17 protein-coding genes and 2 riboswitches are annotated in these 18,551 nt (G+C 63.0%); of the genes, 6 read left to right on the top strand and 11 right to left on the bottom strand.

Features of this window, described 5'->3' with window-relative positions; genetic code table 11:
* The 6 genes from pepN to K0H47_RS13005 form a co-directional block, all read right to left on the bottom strand.
* On the bottom strand, positions 1 to 2,218 hold a 2,218-nt coding region (gene pepN, locus K0H47_RS13030), incomplete at its 3' end, for an aminopeptidase N (protein WP_257626659.1).
* Between the two features lie 13 nt (positions 2,219 to 2,231).
* Positions 2,232 to 3,062, bottom strand: a complete 831-nt coding sequence (locus tag K0H47_RS13025) for a DUF2797 domain-containing protein (protein ID WP_093209274.1) — start codon at positions 3,060 to 3,062, stop codon at positions 2,232 to 2,234.
* Positions 3,059 to 3,319: a YeaC family protein gene (locus K0H47_RS13020; protein WP_003217900.1), complete on the bottom strand. Its 261-nt coding sequence runs from the start codon at positions 3,317 to 3,319 to the stop codon at positions 3,059 to 3,061. The genes K0H47_RS13025 and K0H47_RS13020 overlap by 4 nt, the downstream gene beginning before the upstream one ends.
* A gap of 15 nt (positions 3,320 to 3,334) precedes the next feature.
* On the bottom strand, positions 3,335 to 4,210 hold the full coding sequence (locus K0H47_RS13015) for a rhomboid family intramembrane serine protease (protein ID WP_063029480.1): 876 nt from the start codon (positions 4,208 to 4,210) through the stop codon (positions 3,335 to 3,337).
* Entirely contained in the window at positions 4,207 to 5,181 is a 975-nt protein-coding gene (locus K0H47_RS13010; RefSeq protein ID WP_172834610.1) for a metallophosphoesterase, read from the bottom strand. The genes K0H47_RS13015 and K0H47_RS13010 overlap by 4 nt, the downstream gene beginning before the upstream one ends.
* Positions 5,178 to 6,068, bottom strand: coding sequence for an NAD(+) kinase (locus K0H47_RS13005; RefSeq protein ID WP_003217892.1), 891 nt, complete (start codon positions 6,066 to 6,068; stop codon positions 5,178 to 5,180). Before K0H47_RS13005 ends, K0H47_RS13010 begins: the two co-directional genes overlap by 4 nt.
* A gap of 144 nt (positions 6,069 to 6,212) precedes the next feature.
* Here K0H47_RS13005 and K0H47_RS13000 point away from each other — a divergent pair, with 144 nt between their 5' ends.
* Positions 6,213 to 7,238, top strand: a complete 1,026-nt coding sequence (locus tag K0H47_RS13000; protein WP_219272861.1) for a DUF1853 family protein — start codon at positions 6,213 to 6,215, stop codon at positions 7,236 to 7,238.
* A gap of 37 nt (positions 7,239 to 7,275) precedes the next feature.
* Here K0H47_RS13000 and K0H47_RS12995 read toward each other — a convergent pair whose 3' ends face one another.
* The 5 genes from K0H47_RS12995 to K0H47_RS12975 form a co-directional block, all read right to left on the bottom strand.
* Positions 7,276 to 8,007 (bottom strand): VWA domain-containing protein, encoded by a 732-nt coding sequence (locus K0H47_RS12995; protein WP_374106752.1) that lies wholly within the window; start codon positions 8,005 to 8,007, stop codon positions 7,276 to 7,278.
* Entirely contained in the window at positions 7,932 to 8,930 is a 999-nt protein-coding gene (locus K0H47_RS12990; RefSeq protein WP_219272859.1) for an ATP-binding protein, read from the bottom strand. The genes K0H47_RS12995 and K0H47_RS12990 overlap by 76 nt, the downstream gene beginning before the upstream one ends.
* Positions 8,930 to 12,703 (bottom strand): cobaltochelatase subunit CobN, encoded by a 3,774-nt coding sequence (gene cobN, locus K0H47_RS12985; RefSeq protein ID WP_219272857.1) that lies wholly within the window; start codon positions 12,701 to 12,703, stop codon positions 8,930 to 8,932. The genes K0H47_RS12990 and cobN overlap by 1 nt, the downstream gene beginning before the upstream one ends.
* Before the next feature lie 3 nt (positions 12,704 to 12,706).
* Positions 12,707 to 13,768 (bottom strand): cobalamin biosynthesis protein CobW, encoded by a 1,062-nt coding sequence (gene cobW / locus K0H47_RS12980; protein WP_003217887.1) that lies wholly within the window; start codon positions 13,766 to 13,768, stop codon positions 12,707 to 12,709.
* A 92-nt stretch (positions 13,769 to 13,860) separates the two neighbouring features.
* A riboswitch (cobalamin riboswitch) is annotated at positions 13,861 to 14,063 on the bottom strand.
* Positions 14,060 to 14,578, bottom strand: a complete 519-nt coding sequence (locus tag K0H47_RS12975) for a helix-turn-helix domain-containing protein (RefSeq protein WP_201140273.1) — start codon at positions 14,576 to 14,578, stop codon at positions 14,060 to 14,062. (Overlaps the previous riboswitch by 4 nt.)
* Before the next feature lie 113 nt (positions 14,579 to 14,691).
* Between K0H47_RS12975 and fabF the strand changes: the two genes are divergently transcribed.
* The 5 genes from fabF (at position 14,692) to cobM (ending at position 18,425) form a co-directional block, all read left to right on the top strand.
* Positions 14,692 to 15,960 carry a beta-ketoacyl-ACP synthase II gene (fabF, locus tag K0H47_RS12970; RefSeq protein WP_219272855.1) on the top strand — a complete coding sequence of 423 codons (1,269 nt, stop codon included), beginning with the start codon at positions 14,692 to 14,694 and terminating at the stop codon, positions 15,958 to 15,960.
* A 36-nt stretch (positions 15,961 to 15,996) separates the two neighbouring features.
* A riboswitch (cobalamin riboswitch) is annotated at positions 15,997 to 16,213 on the top strand.
* Positions 16,214 to 16,307: 94 nt separating this feature from the next.
* Positions 16,308 to 16,496, top strand: coding sequence for a CbtB-domain containing protein (locus tag K0H47_RS12965; RefSeq protein ID WP_003217883.1), 189 nt, complete (start codon positions 16,308 to 16,310; stop codon positions 16,494 to 16,496).
* 11 nt (positions 16,497 to 16,507) lie between these two features.
* Complete coding sequence (locus K0H47_RS12960; protein ID WP_177027575.1) at positions 16,508 to 17,206, top strand: CbtA family protein; 699 nt, start codon at positions 16,508 to 16,510, stop codon at positions 17,204 to 17,206.
* Entirely contained in the window at positions 17,203 to 17,595 is a 393-nt protein-coding gene (locus K0H47_RS12955; protein ID WP_201140277.1) for a cobalamin biosynthesis protein, read from the top strand. The genes K0H47_RS12960 and K0H47_RS12955 overlap by 4 nt, the downstream gene beginning before the upstream one ends.
* A gap of 83 nt (positions 17,596 to 17,678) precedes the next feature.
* Positions 17,679 to 18,425 carry a precorrin-4 C(11)-methyltransferase gene (gene cobM, locus K0H47_RS12950; RefSeq protein ID WP_219272853.1) on the top strand — a complete coding sequence of 249 codons (747 nt, stop codon included), beginning with the start codon at positions 17,679 to 17,681 and terminating at the stop codon, positions 18,423 to 18,425.
* The last annotated feature ends 126 nt before the right edge of the window (positions 18,426 to 18,551 follow it).

Below are 18,551 nucleotides of genomic sequence, written 5' to 3'. Positions count from 1 at the left end.
CGAACGGCGAGTTGCCCAGAACCGCCAAGGTCGTCAGGCGCTCGGTCATGTTGTCGCACGCGTCGAACTGCTCAAGGGTCGCCGCCAGCACTTCCGGCTTGCCGCTGAGCATCAGGTACGACAGCGCGATGTTCTGCAAGGCGCGACGGGCGAAGTGTTCCGCCTCGGCCACGTACGGGGTTTTCTTCGACAGGTCGCGATTGGCCTGGTAGCGCAGCCACAAACCTTCGAACAGGCGATCCGCCAGTTGCTTGCGGGCGAACTCCCGGGCCACGTGGATGGCCTCGACGTCCGCCACTTCGCTGATTTCAGTCAGGTAGGCTTCGCTCGGCAGCGACAGCATTTCCGCAACCATCGCCTGGTCCAGGCTTTCATCACTCAACACGCTGCGCAGTGCGGTGATCAGGCGTTGATCCAGCACCAGTGCCTTGCCCTGCTGATGTTGGGCGATCAGCTCCTGCAACACCTGCACCGACAGTTGCTGGCCGGCGTCCCAGCGATTGAATCCATCGCTGTCGTGCTGCATCAGGAACATCAACTGGTCGCGGTTGTACGGGAAGCTCAGTTTCACCGGCGCCGAGAAGCCTCGCAGCAGAGACGGCAGCGGGTGTTCGGCAATATCTACAAAGGTAAAGGTCTGTTCGGCTTCGGTCACCGAGATCACCCGGGAGGTGGCGCCCGCAACGGCTTCACCGGCCAGGCGCAAGGCGATACCCGCGCCCTTGTTGTCCAGCAGGCCCAGTTCAACCGGAATCACGAACGGCAGTTTCTCTACTTTGTCCGGGGTTTCCGGGCAGCTTTGACGGAAGGTCAGGCTGTAGGTTTTAGCCGCCGCGTCGTAGGACTCGCTCACTGCCAGGCGTGGTGTACCGGCTTGGCTGTACCAGCGCTTGAACTGGGTCAGGTCGGCGCCGTTGGCGTCTTCCATGGCCTTGATAAAGTCGTCGCAGGTCACAGCCTGACCGTCGTGGCGTTCGAAGTACAGGTCGCTGCCCTTGCGGAAGCCTTCGGCGCCGAGCAAGGTCTGGATCATGCGGACCACTTCCGAGCCCTTTTCGTACACGGTCAGGGTGTAGAAGTTGGAGATTTCGATAAAGCCGTCCGGGCGTACCGCGTGGGCCATCGGCCCAGCATCTTCGGCGAACTGGTGCGTGCGCAGGTAGGCCACGTCCTGGATACGCTTGACGGTGGCCGAGTTCATGTCGGCAGAGAACTGCGAATCACGGAACACCGTGAAACCTTCCTTCAGCGACAGCTGGAACCAGTCGCGGCAGGTCACGCGGTTGCCCGACCAGTTGTGGAAGTATTCGTGGGCGACGATCGCCTCGACACGCTGGTGCGCGGCGTCGGTGGCGGTTTCGGCGCGGGCCAGCACCGCGCTGGAGTTGAAGATGTTGAGGCCCTTGTTCTCCATGGCGCCCATGTTGAAGTCGTTGACCGCGACGATCATGAAAATATCGAGGTCGTACTCGCGGCCATAGGCTTCTTCGTCCCAGCGCATGGACTTCTTCAGGCTGTTCATGGCGTGCTGGCACTTGTCGATGTTTTCCGGCTCGACATAGATGCGCAGCGCCACGGTGCGCTCGGTCATGGTGGTGAAGGTGTCTTCGACGCACCACAAATCACCGGCCACCAGTGCGAACAGGTAAGCCGGTTTCTTGAATGGGTCTTCCCAGGTCGCCCAGTGCCGGCCGTCTTCGCCAGGGCCGGAAGCAATCGGGTTGCCGTTGGACAGCAGCACCGGGTAGCTGTGCTGCTCGGCGATCACCGTGGTGGTGAACACGCTCATCACGTCCGGGCGGTCGAGGTAATAAGTGATCTTGCGGAAACCTTCGGCCTCGCACTGGGTGCAGAACATGCCGCCGGATTTGTACAGGCCTTCCAGGGCGGTGTTGGTTTCCGGGTGGATCTTCACCGTGGTGTCGAGGGTGAAGGTTGCGCTGGTGGGGTGCACGGTCAGGTGGCTGTCGCTCAACTGGTAATCGGCGTCGGTCAGTTCCTGGTCGGCCAGGTTTACCGACAGCAGCTCCAACTGCTGCCCGTCCAGCACCAGCGGGGGCAGGCCGGCGCCGCGCTCGGGGTTGCGGCGCATCACCAGCTGCGCATGGACCAGGCTATGGTCCTCGAACAACTCGAAGGTCAGGTGCGTCTCGTCGATCAGGTAGTCCGGCGCCTGATAGTCCTTCAGGTAAATCATCTTCGGCTGTTCGGTGCGCATGTCTGTCGTCCTTCTACTGATGCACGGCGAGCTGGTAGGCCGTGTATTTACGAATGTTGATCACGCCGGTATCGAAGATCAGGTATTGGCCCTTGATCCCCATCAGCGTGCCTTCGGCAATCGGGTTCTTGTCCAGGTTGAAGCTGACAATCTTGGTCGGATACTGCTCGATCGGGTAGCGGATTTGGATCGGTTCGATGTCGGTCACCGGTTGGATGGCCTGCAAGCCAAAGCGTTCCTGCAAACCGAGCATGCCTTCGGCACAGCTGGCGAACAGTTCGTCGCGCACCTGCGCAAGGTCGACTGCCGGGGCGTCGCCCTTGAGCAGCGCGCGCCAGTTGGTCTTGTCGGCCACCTGGCTGCGGAACAGGTCTTCGACGAAGCCCGACTGCTGGCGCGTGGCAACCCGCATGATCGGCAGCGCCTGGCTGGCGCCCTGGTCGAGCCAGCGGGTCGGCAACTGGCTGGCGCGAGTGATGCCGACCTTGATCCCCGACGAATTCGCCAGGTACACCACGTGGTCGGTCATGCAGAATTTTTCACCCCAGGCCGGATCGCGGCAGGTGCCTGCGTCGTAATGGCAGCGCTCGGGGCTCATGATGCACAGGTCGCACTGGGCCAGTTTGGTCATGCACGGGTAGCAGTAACCCTGGCTGAAACTGGTCTTGGTCTTGCGACCGCAATGGGTGCAATGGATCGCACCGAGGTATTCCAGGCGCACGGTGGTGCCGATCAACGGGTTGACCGGCACCTCGATGTCGCCCAGGCGAAACGCGTATTGAACGGTCGGCTCACCCAACTGCGCCGACATCTTGCTGACTGCACCACGGCCAATCTCAATCAATGGATGGCATCCGACTTGAACAGGATGTTCGGCACCGGCGCCGACTTCGAGGCGCATTCCTGCGGGCCCATGTAGCCGGTGCGCTGGTCTTCCGGCAGGTTCTGCAGTTCCCAGGCGATCACCGCCTGCAACGACAGTTCACGCTGCTCGGCGGTGAGCTTGCGGCCATCGGACCACTTGCCGATTTCCACGGCGAGCTTAAGGCTCTCGTAGATGTCCGGGGTGATGTTTTCGATCATTTCGACAAAAGAGGACATAAGACTCTTCCTTAACTAAATAGGAGACATTTTGCGGCGGCTGTACAAGCCACCCAACAAACCGGTCAGGCAACCCATCACCAGGCCACCCACGTGGGCCGCGTTGGCGATTTCGCCGAAACCGATCATCGAAACCAGGCCCGACAGGCACAGCACCAACCACACCAGCATCATCACCAGCACCCCGCGAGGCAGGCGATACGCCGGGTTCGGCGACAACAACTGATAGATCCAGCAATGCCCGAGCAAGCCGTACAGCACCCCGGACAACCCGCCAAACAGGCCGGGACCACCAAAATAGTATTGAGCGTAGTTCGACACCAGGCTGAACAACAGGGTCAGGCCCAGCAGGTTGATACTGCCCTGGCGCAACTCGATACGCCGTCCCAGTTCCCAGTACCACATGCCGTTCATGGCCAGGTGCAGGATGCCGAAATGGATCAGCATCGGCGTGACCAAGCGCCACCACTGCCCTGATGCGAGACTGTCGGCCAGCGGCGTGAAGTGCAGGTACTCACCCGACACGCTGAACGGCAGGAACGTCAGCCAGCTCATGGCTTGCAGGTTATCCCCCAGCAACGTAACAGCGCCGACGATGATGCTCAGCAGCAGGATAAGTCCGGTCACCGGGCTGTGGCGCAACTGCTGGACAAACCCGGGACGTTTGGCCGTCGCCGCCTGCTCGGGAATGTCCAGTTGCTGGTCCGGGTCACCGGCCGGAAAGCGTTGGTACAAGACCTTCACATCTTCGCTGATGGAATCGGGCACCCACAGCACCTGTTCCCCGGCTTCTTCGCTGACTCGGTGGGGCACTTGCATGCGTTGCAGAAGCTTGACGAAACCACTCAAATCCACTGCCAGCGGCAGGCGTAATACAGCCACGGTACTCATGTAATAACCTCAGGACGCTCGACATCGACCCAAACAAATTTACGCGGGTCCAGGCGGGTCTCCTGATCCAGCCGGTAAGCCACCAACTTGCCGTAAAGCACCGCGCTGTAGTCCAGGCAGGCCAGGTTCGGACGGATCGGCGCCGGTTTGCCGCTGCGCCAGTAGTGACCGACGAACAGCAACGGCTCGTCGACGCCGTAGCGCAGCAGGGAATTTTTCTCGGTGGACGACAGCGGCGTGGCTGCCACCGGTTCAGGCAGCGCATCAGGCTGGAACACGATGTCGCCGTAGGTTTTCGGGTCGTCTTCCCAGAACTTGGTACGGAAGAACGAGCGCGTCAGGCCATCGCCGCCAGTCAGGGTGAGGCCATCCGGCAGGCGCATGTCGGTGCCGCGCAGCAGGCGGTCGAAGGCGTTGCTGGCGAAACTGCCGGGCACGGCGGCGGCTTGCAGGAAGTGCTGGTCGATGCAGCCGTCCGGGAAATGCGCGCGCAGGGGTTCGATAAAGCCGTTGTCCCAGCAAGCGTGCACCACGCGGAATCGTCCGGCATCGACAAACAGCGGCATGTCGTAGAACCAGCCGAGGAAGTCGTGCCAGTCTGCCGGGTGCTGCTCGAACTGGGTCAGGGTTTCATGGATCAAGCGCGCATGGCGTGGCGTGTGCTCGCGCACGAACTGCTTGCCGCTGCCGGGGGGTGCGGGCGTGCTCCAGCCCAGCGCGTTGAACTCATGGTTGCCCATGATGCACAGCGCCTGGCCGGCCTCGGTCATGTCGTGGACGATATGCAGCGCCTCGCGAATGCGCGGGCCACGGTCGATGATATCGCCGAGGAACACGGCCATTCGCGACGGATGCCGCCAGGTGCCGCCCTGCTTGTGGTAACCCAACCGGTCGAGCAAGTGCTCAAGGGTATGAGCGCAACCGTGCACGTCACCAATCAGGTCGTAGCTACGCGCGGGATCGAGCATCAGTCGCCTCCACCCCCCAAGCGGCTGCCCCAGCCCAGCTTGGTGCGGCACACTTCGTAGTAGTTGTGGTCCAGCGGGTGGATCAACCGCAACTTCTGTGCCTTTTTGCTCACGGTGATGGTGTCACCGGGGGCGCAGGTGAAATGGTTCTGCCCGTCGCAGGAGACTTGCGGGTAGATCTGCATGTCTTTGGACACCACGATTTTCAACTCACTGTTGCCGTCGACCACGATAGGTCTGCTGGACAACATATGGGGGTACATCGGCACGATCACAATGGCATCCAGCTTGGGATGCATGATCGGCCCGCCGGCCGACAGCGCGTAGGCCGTGGAGCCGGTCGGCGTGGCGACGATCAGGCCGTCGGCCTTCTGGCTGCACACGAACTGGCCGTCGATGTACAACTCGAACTCGATCATCCGCGTCGACTTGCCGGGGTGCAGCACCACGTCATTGAGGGCGTCACCCTGGCCGATGGCTTCGCCATGGCGGCGCACTTCGGCTTGCAGCAGGAAGCGGTTTTCCACCAGGTAATGGCCGTCCAGCACCTTGGCCACTTCGACTTCCAGCTCGTCGGGGCGAATATCGGTGAGGAACCCCAGGCTCCCGCGGTTGATCCCCAGCACCGGCACGTTATGCCGCGCCAGCGCACGGGCGGCGCCCAACAGGCTGCCGTCGCCGCCTACCACGATCACCATGTCGCAGACTTCACCGAGCATCTTGCGCGACGAGGTTTGCAGGCCGTGGCCGGGGAGGATTTCAGCGATGGTGTCTTCGAGGATCACATGCAGGTGGCGCTCGAGCAGAAACTTTTTCAGCCGGCGGACGGTGTCCAGCACCTGGGTACTGCCCAGGCGACCGATAATGCCGATATTGCGAAATTGCTCCATGGGGCTCCTGCGGGGTTCGGGTTCTGGCAAAAAAGAACGATTATGGGCGAAAGCCGGCGTTACACAAAATCCTTTGTCGCCGCAAACCCCAGACGACAACGGTTCTCAGCCCCCTTCCCGGCTGTAAAAGGCTATGCTCGGACCATGACTCTGTTCCCTGATTTACAGCACCTGCCCCGCCAACTGCGTCACCCCGAGGTGCGCGACCTCGCGTGGGTGATGCTCGCCCCGCCGATGCTTGAGCAGACACCCTGGCCGCAACGCCACCCATTGACCGGCAGCGACTGGGTGCAGGCCCCGCATTTGCTGGAACACTGGCTGCGCCAGCTGGACAAGGACAGCAGCGCCTTGCTGCATTGGCTGAGCCAGGCACGTACCCGTCGGCTGGGGCTGTATTACGAACGGCTGTGGCAATTCGCCGTGCAGCATGCGCCCGGCGTGGAATTGCTGGCGGCCAACCTGCCGATCCGCCAGGCCGGGCATACCCTCGGCGAGCTGGACATGCTGCTGCGCGACCGTGATGGCGTGCATCACCTGGAACTGGCGATCAAACTTTATCTCGGGCCCCAGGACGGCGACGGCCGGGACACCGCGCAGTGGCTGGGCCCGGGCTGTCATGACCGGCTCGACCGCAAGCTGGCCCATCTGGCGCAGCATCAATTGCCGATTTCCGCACGGCCGGAAAGCCGCGAAATACTGGCGGCGCTGGATATCCAGAGATTTGATGCCCATTTGTGGCTGGGCGGGTATTTGCTCTACCCATGGCCTGGCATGGCGCAAGCGCCGGTGGGCGCGCATCCGCAGCACCTGAATGGCCGCTGGCTGCATCAGCGTGATTGGTCGAGGTTTATCGAGCAAAGCCCCGCCGGTCGCTGGCAACCGCTACCCCGCCATGCATGGCTGGCGCCGGCGCACTACCCGGCGGATGAAGCTTGGGATGCGGCCCGGATGCGAGACTGGCTCACCGAACTGGACCCCATGGCGCCCGCGCAGTTGCTGGTGCGCCTGATGGAAAACAGCGAAGGCGAATGGGAAGAAGCCGAACGACTCTTCCTGGTGGCGGATCTGTGGCCGAACGTACCCGGCACCCCCGTAGCAGCTGTCGAGCGCCAGCGAGGCTGCGTCGGCAGCACCGCAATTGCCGAGTCGCGCCCGACGCAGCCTCGCTGACGCTCGACAGCTGCTACGGACGGATTTGCGGGGGGGCTTACAGGTGATCGATGTGCCGATAATCCACCTGCAGCCCGGTAGCCAGCGCTTTCGCGCGACCCAGGCGGATCGGGCCGCGCTCGATGTCTACCAGCAAGCCCGGGCAGTCCAGCTGCGGCAGCCCTGCCACATCCTTCAGCCGCCCATCGGTGATCACCAGCAACCGCTGCTGCTCCACCGGGTAACGTTTGCGACGAGCCGCCAACCAGTGCCCCGCTTCGTTCAGCGCTGCCAACAATGGCGTGCCACCACCTGCACCGAGGCCATCAAGCCACCGACCCAGCCCTTTCGCCGCCTTTAATCCCTGCACCTGCCACTTTGGCGATTGCCCGCTCACGGCGAGCAACGCCATGCGCGCCCGCTGTCGATAGGCATCGTCAAACAGCTGGGCCAGCAACCCCTTGGCATCGCTCAGCGCCTGATGCCGCCGGGTGGACGCCGAAGCATCGACAATCACCAGCCACAGCTCATGGGGCGTGCGGCTGCGCAGTTGATACAACAGATCTTCACGACGCTGCGGCCGCCCGCCGAGCAAGGTACCCGGCCAGTTGATCGAACCTTCGGCCGCGCTGCGCGCCTGGCCTCGCCGGCCCTTGTCCAGTCGACCCGCCTTGGGCCGCGCATCCGCCCCCGCTGGAGGCCTGGGGCGGATGCCTAGGGCTTTTTTGGCCAGGTGGGCACGTCCCGGCGAGCCCCCGTGGTCAGCGCAGGCGCGGGCATGTCGCCCCATTGGCCCTGGCCTTCTGTTGAATCATTGGGCTCGGCTGATTGACCGCCTGCAGGCGGAGTAGCAGGCGGTGATTGCTCCTGGCGCCGGTGACGCAGGGCAAATTCCGCAACGGCTTCGATATCTTCCTCGCCGATGACCGTCGCACCCCGCCAGGCCGCATGGGCACGGGCGCCGCGCAGCCAGACCAGGTCGGCGCGCAAGCCATCGACCCCAGCGGCAAAGCAGCGCTCGGTGATCTGCGCCAGCGCCTGGTCATCCAGCGGAATGCTATCCAGTAAAGCCCGCGCCTGAGTGCAGCGCTCACGCAACGCGGCCTGCTGATCGGCCCATTGTCCGCAGAAACCCTGAGGGTCGCTGTCAAAATCCAGCCGGCGACGAATGATCTGCCCCCGCTCAGCCGGCTGGGTGTGCCCGCTCAGCGCTACGTTGAAACCAAACCGGTCGAGCAATTGCGGGCGCAACTCGCCCTCTTCCGGGTTCATGGTGCCAATCAGCACGAAGCGCGCCGAATGCCGGTGGGAAATCCCGTCGCGCTCGATCAGGTTGGTGCCGCTGGCGGCCACGTCCAGCAGCAGGTCCACCAGATGATCGGGCAGTAAATTGACTTCATCGACATAGAGCACACCGCCGTCGGCCTTGGCCAGTACGCCGGGGGAAAACTGTGCGCGGCCTTCGCCTAGCGCCGCGTCCAGGTCGAGGGTGCCCACCAGACGCTCTTCGGTGGCGCCCAACGGCAGCGTGACGAACTGTCCGCTGGCGAGCAGGTCTGCCAAGCCACGGGCCAGGGTGGACTTGGCCATGCCGCGCGGGCCTTCGATCAGCACACCGCCGATTTTCGGGTCGATGGCGGTCAGGCACAGGGCCAGTTTCAAGTCGTCGGCACCGACAACGGCGGACAGCGGGAAATGCGGGAGGTCGGTCATCAACTGCCTTCTTCTATATCCAACAACAGGTTTTCCAACGCTTCGCGGTACGCCCCGGGTTCCTGCCACATGCCGCGCTGCTGGGCTTCGAGCATGCGCTCGGTCATGTCCCGCAGGGCATCCGGGTTGTGCTGCTGCACAAAGGCGCGGGTGTCCGGGTCCAGCAAGTAGGCATCCGCCAGCAACGCGTATTGATGATCGTCGATCAACGCCGTGGTGGCGTCGAACGCGAACAGATTGTCCACGGTGGCTGCCATCTCGAACGCGCCTTTGTAGCCGTGGCGCTTCACCCCTTCAATCCACTTCGGATTGGCCGCCCGGGCACGAATCACCCGGTTCAACTCTTCCTTTAGCGTGCGGATCTTCGGTAGGTCCGGCTGGCTGTGGTCACCATGATAGCTGGCGGCCTTGTCGCCGCTCAGGGTTTCCACGGCGGCGAGCATGCCGCCCTGGAATTGGTAGTAGTCATTGGAGTCGAGCAGGTCATGCTCGCGGTTGTCCTGGTTCTGCAACACCGCCTGCACCTGGCTCAAGCGCTGGGCAAACTGTTCACGGGCGGCGGTGCCTTCGTCGGAGCCGCCATAGGCGTAGCCGCCCCAGTTCAGGTAAACCTCCGCCAGGTCTTCGCGGCTCTGCCACAAGCGCCCGTCAATCGCGCCCTGCACGCCGGCGCCGTAGGCCCCGGGCTTGGCGCCGAAGATCCGCCAACCGGCCTGTTTCGCCGCCGCTTCCTCGTCCAGGCCCGACAGGCGCAACGCTTCGCGCTCGCTGCGCACCTTGGCGGCCAGTGGGTTCAGGTCGTCGGGCTCGTCCAGCGCCGCCACGGCTTGCACCGCCGCGTCGAACAGCCGGATCAGGTTGGCGAACGCATCGCGGAAGAAGCCCGACACGCGCAAGGTCACATCGACACGTGGCCGGTCCAGCAGACTGATGGGCAGGATTTCAAAGTCATCCACCCGCTGGCTGCCCGTGGCCCATACCGGGCGCACGCCCATCAGTGCCATGGCCTGGGCAATGTCGTCGCCGCCGGTGCGCATGGTGGCAGTGCCCCACACCGACAGGCCGAGCTGGCGCAAGTGGTCGCCATGATCCTGCAGGTGACGCTCAAGAATCAGGTTCGCCGACTGGAAGCCGATGCGCCAAGCGGTGGTAGTGGGCAGGTTGCGCACATCCACCGAGAAAAAATTGCGACCGGTAGGCAACACGTCCAGGCGGCCCCGGCTCGGCGCACCGCTGGGCCCGGCCGGGACGAACCGCCCGCTCAATGCATCCAGCAACCCGCGCATTTCCGCCGGGCCGCAAGCATCCAGGCGGGGCGCGACGACGATGCGCAGGCTCTCGATCACCGACTTGACGTCTTCCCAGCCGGGCTCTTCAAGCTGTTCCACCGCACCTTCCAGCGCCTGCTCGATCAGGCGCGCGGCATACAGCTCCAAGCGTTCACGGGTGTCGCCGGCGGTACGCCACAATTGCGTGTCGATATCCTGCAACACCAATGGACGACGCCCGGTCCACGGCTCGGCCAAGGCGCAATCCAGCGGATCGAAACCCAGCTCGAAAGCCTTGGCCAATACCCGCAGCAGACTCGATTGCGGCCCGCGCCCATCGCCACGCGGAATACGCAGCAAGGCCAGCAAGGTGTCGATGCGCAACCGGCCCTCGGGCGACTCACCAAAGATGTGCAGGCCATCGCGAATCTGCGACTCCTTCAAGTCACACAGGTAAGTGTCCAGGCGCGGCAGCCAGATCGCCGCGTCGGCGTCGCTGTCGAGGTTCTCGTCCAGGGCCAATTCCTGGTCGATACGGGTTTCCCGCACCAGCTTGAGGATGTCCTTTTGCAGCTCGCGGGCCCGTCGTGGGTCGAGCAATTGCGCTTCGTAATACTCGTCGGCCAGCAGCTCCAGGTCGCGCAACGGGCCGTAGGTTTCGGCGCGGGTCAGCGGCGGCATCAGATGGTCGATGATCACGGCCTGGGTGCGGCGCTTGGCCTGGGCGCCCTCGCCCGGGTCGTTGACGATAAACGGGTAGATATTCGGCAGCGGCCCCAGCAATGCGTCCGGCCAGCAGTTTTCGGAAAGCCCGACGCCCTTGCCCGGCAGCCACTCCAGGTTGCCGTGCTTGCCGACGTGGATCACGCCGTGGGCGCTGTAGGTCTGGCGCAACCAGAAGTAGAACGCCAAGTAACCGTGGGGCGGCACCAGGTCCGGGTCGTGATAAACGGCACTGGCGTCGACCTGGTAACCCCGGGCCGGCTGGATGCCGACGAAGGTCAGGCCGAAACGCAGGCCGGCAATCATCATGCGGCCGTCGCGGAACATCGGATCGGTATGAGGTGTGCCCCAGCGTGCCAAAACCGCTTGGCGGTTAGACTCGGGCAAGCGGTTGAACATCGCTTCGTAGTCGTCGAGCGCCAGGCTTTGGTGACACGGACGCAGGTCGAGGCTGTCCAGGTCGTTGCTGACACCGCCCAACAGTTCCTGGATCAGCGCCGTGCCGCTTTCCGGCAGGACGTCCGGCAGCGGATAACCTTCAGTCTTTAATGCGCGCAAGATGTTCAGCGCAGCGGCTGGCGTGTCGAGCCCCACACCATTGCCGATACGCCCATCCCGGGTCGGGTAGTTGGCGAGGATCAGCGCGATGCGTTTTTCGCCATTCGGTACCCGCGCCAGTTCCACCCAACGCCGTGCCAGTTCGGCGACGAAGTCCATGCGCTCCGGCTGTGCGCGATAACACACCACATCCGACTGGCTGCGCTCGCTGCGCCAGGCCAGGTCTTTGAAGCTGATGGGCCGGCTGATGATGCGCCCGTCCAGTTCCGGCAACGCGATGTGCATCGCCAGGTCCCGGGGGCCGAGGCCTTGCTCGCTGGCCTGCCAGCCGGGCTCGTTGTCCTGGGCGCAAATCGCCTGGATCACCGGAATATTGCGGCGAAACGGCCGCAAGTGCGGGGCTTCGGGGCTGGATTGGGCAAAGCCGGTGGTGTTCAGAATCACCGAGGCGTGCACTTCGTCCAACAAGTCCTCGACCACCGTCAGGCAGCCGGGCTCTTTCAAACTGGCCACCGCCATCGGCAACGGGTTAAGACCCGCCGCCTGCAAGCGTTGGCAAAAAACATCGATAAAGCCGGTGTTGGCCGCCTGCAAATGCGAGCGGTAGAACAGCACCGCCGCCACCGGAAAATCAGCTTGCCAGTCAGCCTGCCAATCGTTGAGACGGGCATTGGCTTTACGCGGGTGATAAATCGCCGTGCGCGGCAGGGTTTGCGGCTCGCTCCAGGCGTAATCGCGGCCAAGATAGCCCGCAGCCAGGCAGCGATAGAAATCCAGCGCATTACCCAAGCCACCCTGGCGCAGGAAGTGCCAGAGCCGGTCACGCTCCTCGGCACCCACGGTGCTGAGACCGCTGAGTTCCGGGTCCGGGCGATCATCCCCCGGCACCAGAATCAGTTGCACTCCACGCTCGGCCAATTCCACCAAGCGCTCGATACCGTAGCGCCAATAACCGATGCCGCCGTGCAGCGAAATCAGGATGACCTTGGCGTGACGTAGTACCTCATCCACATACAGGTCGACCGAGGCATGGTTCTGCACCTGCATCGGGTTGGCCAGCCGCAGGCTCGGGTAATCCTCGGGCAACTGCTGGGCCGCTTCGGCCAGCAACGCCAGGCTGGAATCACCGCTGCACAGGATTACCAGCTCGGCGGGAGTCTGTCCAAGGTCGGCGATGTTGTCATCCGAAACGAAACCGCCGGGCTGGGTCCTGAGCAGGTGCATGGGTTAAACGCTGAGGGCAGCGCGCAATTGCGCTTCAAGCAAGGCGGCGTCCAGTTCCTGGCCGATCAGCACCAGGTGCGTGGCGCGGGGCTCATCGGCGCGCCAGGCGCGGTCGAAGTGCTTGTCAAAACGGGTACCCACGCCCTGGATCAGCAGGCGCATCGGTTTGTTCGGGATCGCCGCAAAACCCTTGACCCGCAGGATGCCGTGCTTGACCACCAGTTGGGTCAGGGCGTCCAGCAGCAGGCTTTCGTCAGCCTGGGGCAGTTCGATGGAGATGGAATCGAAGGCGTCGTGATCGTGGTCGTCTTCACCTTCGTGATGATGATCGTGATGGCTGTGGCGACCGTCGATATGTTCTTCGGAGCCCGCACCCAGGCCGATCAACACGTCCAGCGGCAGGCGACCGCTGCTGGCTTCGATGATTTTGACCGCTGGCGGCAGTTCTTCAGCCACTTCCAGGCGCACACGGGCCAGGTCTTCAGGGCTGATCAGGTCGGACTTGTTGAGGATCACCAGGTCGGCGCTGGCCAGTTGGTCGGCGAACAGCTCGTGCAGCGGCGATTCATGGTCCAGGTTCGGGTCGAGCTTGCGCTGGGCGTCGACCTGGTCCGGGAAGGCGGCGAACGTGCCGGCGGCCACGGCCGGGCTGTCGACCACGGTGATCACGGCGTCAACGGTGCAGGCACTGCGGATTTCCGGCCACTGGAACGCCTGGACCAAGGGTTTTGGCAGGGCCAGGCCCGAGGTTTCGATGAGGATATGGTCGAGGTCGCCGCGACGGGCCACCAGTTCGCGCATCACCGGGAAGAACTCTTCCTGGACCGTGCAGCACAGGCAGCCATTGGCCAATTCGTAGACGCGGCCGTTGGCTTCTTCTTCGGTGCAGCCGATGGAACATTGCTTGAGGATTTCACCGTCAATGCCCAGCTCGCCGAACTCGTTGACGATCACCGCGATGCGGCGCCCCTGGGCGTTATCCAGCATGTGGCGCAGCAAGGTGGTCTTGCCCGAGCCGAGGAAGCCGGTAACGATGGTGACGGGGAGTTTGGCCAGTGTTTTCATCGGATGCCCTTTGGGGCGGGCATACGGGACGAGTGGCCCTGCGCGGGTGCGCAGAAGCAGAATTCGCCACCGGATCACCCCGCCCGGTTGAAGTAGAAAATCGGTTGCGAGGCAGGTCTCCTGGCTTGGGGCTTGCCGGCGGTGAGGCCGGCGCTGGCTGCGCCTTCCCGCCTTGTTCAGGCAGTGGCGTGGCAGTCAGATAAACCCTTTACAGTTGCGGGGGCAGCCGCGGCATTGACCGCGTTCCCTTCTTAGCTTCGGCTTGGGCCGAAGAACCTCGAAGGTGCAAGGCTACGCAGTGAGCGGGGACGGGTCAATGTCCGAGCGTTTGGCACTAAGCAGCGCCAGGCGCTCCAGCATGCCTTCGCTCGCCGCCGGCCCGGCCTGAACGCTGCATTGCTCGACGGACACGCGCACACCGTCGGCGTCCACCACCGCCACTTCCACCGGGCGCCGGGTTTCCCGGTCAACCAATTGCAGGCTTTCACCTTCGTTGGCGAAATGGCGGTTGCCCCAACCGACGAACGCCATGATCACCACCCGGAAATCCTCGCCGACCGGCGTCGGCACGTACTCGAAACGTGGCGGCCGCTCGCTGTATTGCCGGCGCTCCAACAGCCCCGCGTCCACCAGGCTGTTGAGCCGGCGAGTCAGCATGTTCGGAGCGATTCCCAGGCTCTGTGAAAACTCGTCAAAGCGCCGCAAACCTTGCAGCGCGTCGCGCATGATCAGGATGCTCCACCACTCGCCTACCCGTTCCACTCCACGGGCTACCGGGCATTCGGCATTCACCAGCGACTTACGTTGCATTGCAGTTCCTCTATGGGGCGGCCCCGGAAATTTAAGCTATCGAATGTTACTTTCATAATGATAGCTTCGTCCATGCAATGCTACCAACCTGAAATTTGCGGAGCTAAGCGATCATGAGTAAGCGAATTGTTGTGACCGGCATGGGTGCAGTGACCCCGCTGGCAACCGGCGTGGAACAGACCTGGAAACGCCTGCTGGCCGGTGAATCCGGGATTCGCAGGCTACCCGAGGCATTGGTCGGCGACCTGGCAATCAGCATCGGCGGCCAAGTGCTCGACCGCACCCAGGACCCTGAAGCCGGCTTTGACCCCGACACTGTCATCCCGGCCAAGGAACAACGCAAGATGGACCGGTTCATCGTGTTTGCCCTGGCAGCCGCGCAAGAGGCCCTGGCCCAGGCTGGCTGGAGTCCGCAGACGCCATCGCAGCAAGAACGTACCGCGACAATCATCGCCTCCGGCGTGGGTGGTTTTCCCGCGATTGCCGAGGCCGTTCGTACGGCTGACAGCAAAGGGCCACGCCGCCTGTCGCCGTTCACGATCCCGTCATTCCTCGGCAACATGGCAGCCGGGCATGTGTCGATCCAGCACCAACTGAAAGGCCCGCTCGGCTCCCCCGTCACCGCTTGCGCCGCCGGCGTACAGGCGATTGGTGATGCCGCTCGGATGATCCGCGCAGGGGAAATCGATATCGCCGTGTGTGGCGGCGCCGAAGCCTGCATCCACCGGGTCAGCCTCGGCGGTTTTGCCGCAGCACGTGCACTGTCCAGCGATTACAACGACACGCCGGCATTGGCTTCCCGCCCATTTGATCAAGGCCGAGATGGATTTGTGATGGGCGAAGGTGCCGGGATATTGGTGATCGAGGAACTGGAGCATGCACTGGCTCGCGGGGCCACGCCTATCGCCGAGCTGGTGGGCTACGGTACCAGCGCCGACGCCTATCACATGACCTCAGGGCCGGAAGATGGCTCCGGTGCGCGCCGGGCGATGGAATTGGCGATTGCGCAGGCGGGGATCAGTGCCGCACAGATCCAGCATTTGAACGCCCATGCCACGTCGACCCCCGTAGGTGACAACGGCGAACTGGCGGCGATCAATACGCTGTTCGGTGCAAATGCCAGCGTCGCGATCAGCGCCACCAAGTCGGCGACCGGCCATCTGTTGGGCGCAGCGGGCGGGATCGAGGCGATCTTCACCGTGCTTGCCCTGCGCGACCAGATTGCCCCGGCGACCCTCAACCTGGACAACCCGGACCCCGCTGCCGAAGGGCTGGATATGGTCCGAGGCCAAGCCCGGCCGCTGCCGATTGAATACGCGATATCCAATGGATTCGGATTTGGTGGCGTGAATGCCAGTGTGTTGTTCAAACGCTGGGGTTAACGCGGCGATTTGACGCCCATCGCCCGCCCATGCTCTCCTACACATCTTGTTTCGGGTGCCCTTCACAGGGTGAAACGGGAAACCGGTGAGTCATGTTCCTTTACTCAAGGGCCTGACGAGTCCGGTGCTGCCCCCGCAACGGTAAGCGAGTGAAGCGTCAAATCCACTGTGCCTCCAGGGCATGGGAAGGTGATGCTTTCAAGGCCCAGGCCCCTCGCAAGCCCGGAGACCGGCCCGAAAAAATCAGATAACAAACCCGCGGTGGGCGGGCGCTGTTCGGAACCCTGCGTGCCTGGCTCGCGGGGTTTTCATGCGCTCGTGCACCCTGAACCCTGAAGGGACGCGCCATGTCGATCATCAGCAGCACCGCCTCTACCGCCAGCACCACTGCCACCCTGAGCCAACGCCTGACCGCCGCTATCGGCGCGTCGATCCTCGGCGCGTGCCTGGTGTATTTCGCCGGTTTCTCGCACATCGAAGCGGTGCACAACGCCGCCCACGATACCCGCCACAGCGCTGCGTTCCCGTGCCATTGAGACCTGCCGACATGATCAAGCGTATTGCCCAAACCGCAGGTTTCACCGGTCTTCTGGCCGCCTTGCTGCTGACCTTGCTGCAAAGCTTCTGGGTCGCCCCGCTGATTCTGCAGGCGGAAACCTTCGAAAAAGCCCCCGTGGCCACCGAAGTGCATGAGCATGCCGGCGCTGCAGCCCACAGCCACGACGCCGAAGCCTGGGAGCCGGAAGATGGTTGGCAGCGCGTGCTGTCGACCACAGGCGGTAACCTGGTGGTTGCCGTGGGCTTTGCCCTGATGCTTGCCGGCCTGTACACCCTGCGTGCACCGACCCGTACGGCCCAAGGCCTGCTGTGGGGTCTGGCCGGTTACGCCACCTTTGTGTTGGCGCCAACCCTGGGTTTGCCGCCTGAATTGCCGGGCACGGCTGCCGCAGACTTGGCACAACGGCAGATCTGGTGGATCGGCACTGCCGGCTCCACCGCTGCCGGTATCGCGCTGATCGTATTCGGTCGCAACGGGTTGCTGAAAGTCCTGGGCGTGGCGATCCTGACGGTGCCCCATGTGATTGGCGCACCACAGCCGGAAGTCCACTCGATGCTCGCGCCGGAAGCCCTGGAAGCTCAGTTCAAGGTTGCCTCGCAGTTGACCAACATTGCCTTCTGGCTGGCGCTGGGCTTGATCAGTGCCTGGCTGTTTCGCCGTAACCGTGATGGTCAGTATTCGGCATGATCCTGGCGGTTGGCCTGGGGTGCCAGCGGGGTTGTTCTGTCGACATCCTGCTTGAACTGTTCAACGCCGCCCTCGCTGAGGGTGGCATTGAGCGTCAGTGCATCACTGCGTTGGCCAGTCTTGATCGCAAACAGGATGAGCCGGGGTTGCTGGCGCTGGCTCAGGTTCTGGAGTTGCCGTTGGTGTTTTTCAGTGCGGCGCAATTGGCGTCTTATGAAGATCGATTGAGCCATAAGTCTGAGACGGTTTTTGCTCATACCGGCTGCTACGGCATCGCGGAAAGTGCCGCCCTGGCCCTCGCAGAACACCTGTCCCAAGGCCCTGCTACCCTGCTGGTCACCCGCAAAAAAACCGCCCAGGCCACCTTTGCATTGGCTTGCGCCGTCTGAATTCCCGATAATCGTCAGCTTTGATCATGAGCAATCTTCATCTGGAGGGCTGCTCGCGTGCTTTTTTTCACAGGAATGAATCCATGACTGTCTTTTTCATCGGCGCCGGTCCAGGTGACCCGGAACTGATCACCGTCAAGGGGCAGCGGCTGATTCGCAGTTGCCCGGTGATTATCTATGCCGGTTCGCTGGTGCCGGCGGCGGTGCTTGAAGGGCATCAGGCGGAGCTGGTGGTTAACAGTGCGGAGCTGCATCTGGAGCAGATCATTGGGTTGATCAAGACGGCCCATGAGAAAGGCCAGGATGTGGCGCGGGTGCATTCCGGGGATCCGAGTTTGTACGGGGCGATTGGGGAGCAGATTCGGCTGTTGCGGGAGCTGGGGATTGGGTTTCAGATCATTCCTGGGGTTACGGCGGTGGCGGCGTGTGCGGCGTTGTTGGAGGCTGAGCTGACGTTGCCGGATATTGCGCAGAGTGTGATTTTGACGCGGTATGCGGATAAGACCGCGATGCCTGAGGGTGAGACGTTCAGTAGTTTGGCGCAGCATGGGACGACCATGGCGATTCATCTGGGGGTGAATCATCTGGAGAAGATCGTGGCTGAGTTGGTGCCTCACTATGGGGAGGATTGTCCGATTGCCGTGGTGCATCGGGCGACCTGGCCGGATCAGGATTGGGCCATTGGTACGCTGGCGGATATTGCCGGGAAGGTGGCGGCCAAGGGGTTTCGGCGTACGGCGTTGATTGTCGTGGGTCGGGTTTTGGCCAGTGATAGTTTTGGTGAGTCGTCGTTGTATCGTGCGGGGCATGCGCATTTATATCGGCCCTGAGGGGGGTGGCGGTGGTGATGGTGTACATATCCGTTATTTAGGTAACGGCGACTATGGGTTCCGCTCTTACAGCGGCTCACTTTTGAAGAGCGCAAAAGTAAGCAAAACGCTCTTGCCCCACCACTC

It is taken from the genome of Pseudomonas sp. Xaverov 83, from assembly GCF_019352905.1.
Classification (GTDB): domain Bacteria; phylum Pseudomonadota; class Gammaproteobacteria; order Pseudomonadales; family Pseudomonadaceae; genus Aquipseudomonas; species Aquipseudomonas yamanorum.
This window is presented reverse-complemented; position numbering and strand designations above follow the sequence as displayed.

Coding starts and splice junctions, on each gene's coding strand:
- K0H47_RS13020 (WP_003217900.1), bottom strand. CDS start 3,319: ATGTCCTCTTTTGTCGAAATGATCGAAAACATCACCCCGGACATCTAC.
- K0H47_RS13015 (WP_063029480.1), bottom strand. CDS start 4,210: ATGAGTACCGTGGCTGTATTACGCCTGCCGCTGGCAGTGGATTTGAGT.
- K0H47_RS13005 (WP_003217892.1), bottom strand. CDS start 6,068: ATGGAGCAATTTCGCAATATCGGCATTATCGGTCGCCTGGGCAGTACC.
- K0H47_RS13000 (WP_219272861.1), top strand. CDS start 6,213: ATGACTCTGTTCCCTGATTTACAGCACCTGCCCCGCCAACTGCGTCAC.
- K0H47_RS12995 (WP_374106752.1), bottom strand. CDS start 8,007: ATGGGGCGACATGCCCGCGCCTGCGCTGACCACGGGGGCTCGCCGGGA.
- K0H47_RS12990 (WP_219272859.1), bottom strand. CDS start 8,930: ATGACCGACCTCCCGCATTTCCCGCTGTCCGCCGTTGTCGGTGCCGAC.
- cobN (WP_219272857.1), bottom strand. CDS start 12,703: ATGCACCTGCTCAGGACCCAGCCCGGCGGTTTCGTTTCGGATGACAAC.
- cobW (WP_003217887.1), bottom strand. CDS start 13,768: ATGAAAACACTGGCCAAACTCCCCGTCACCATCGTTACCGGCTTCCTC.
- K0H47_RS12975 (WP_201140273.1), bottom strand. CDS start 14,578: ATGCAACGTAAGTCGCTGGTGAATGCCGAATGCCCGGTAGCCCGTGGA.
- fabF (WP_219272855.1), top strand. CDS start 14,692: ATGAGTAAGCGAATTGTTGTGACCGGCATGGGTGCAGTGACCCCGCTG.
- K0H47_RS12965 (WP_003217883.1), top strand. CDS start 16,308: ATGTCGATCATCAGCAGCACCGCCTCTACCGCCAGCACCACTGCCACC.
- K0H47_RS12960 (WP_177027575.1), top strand. CDS start 16,508: ATGATCAAGCGTATTGCCCAAACCGCAGGTTTCACCGGTCTTCTGGCC.
- K0H47_RS12955 (WP_201140277.1), top strand. CDS start 17,203: ATGATCCTGGCGGTTGGCCTGGGGTGCCAGCGGGGTTGTTCTGTCGAC.
- cobM (WP_219272853.1), top strand. CDS start 17,679: ATGACTGTCTTTTTCATCGGCGCCGGTCCAGGTGACCCGGAACTGATC.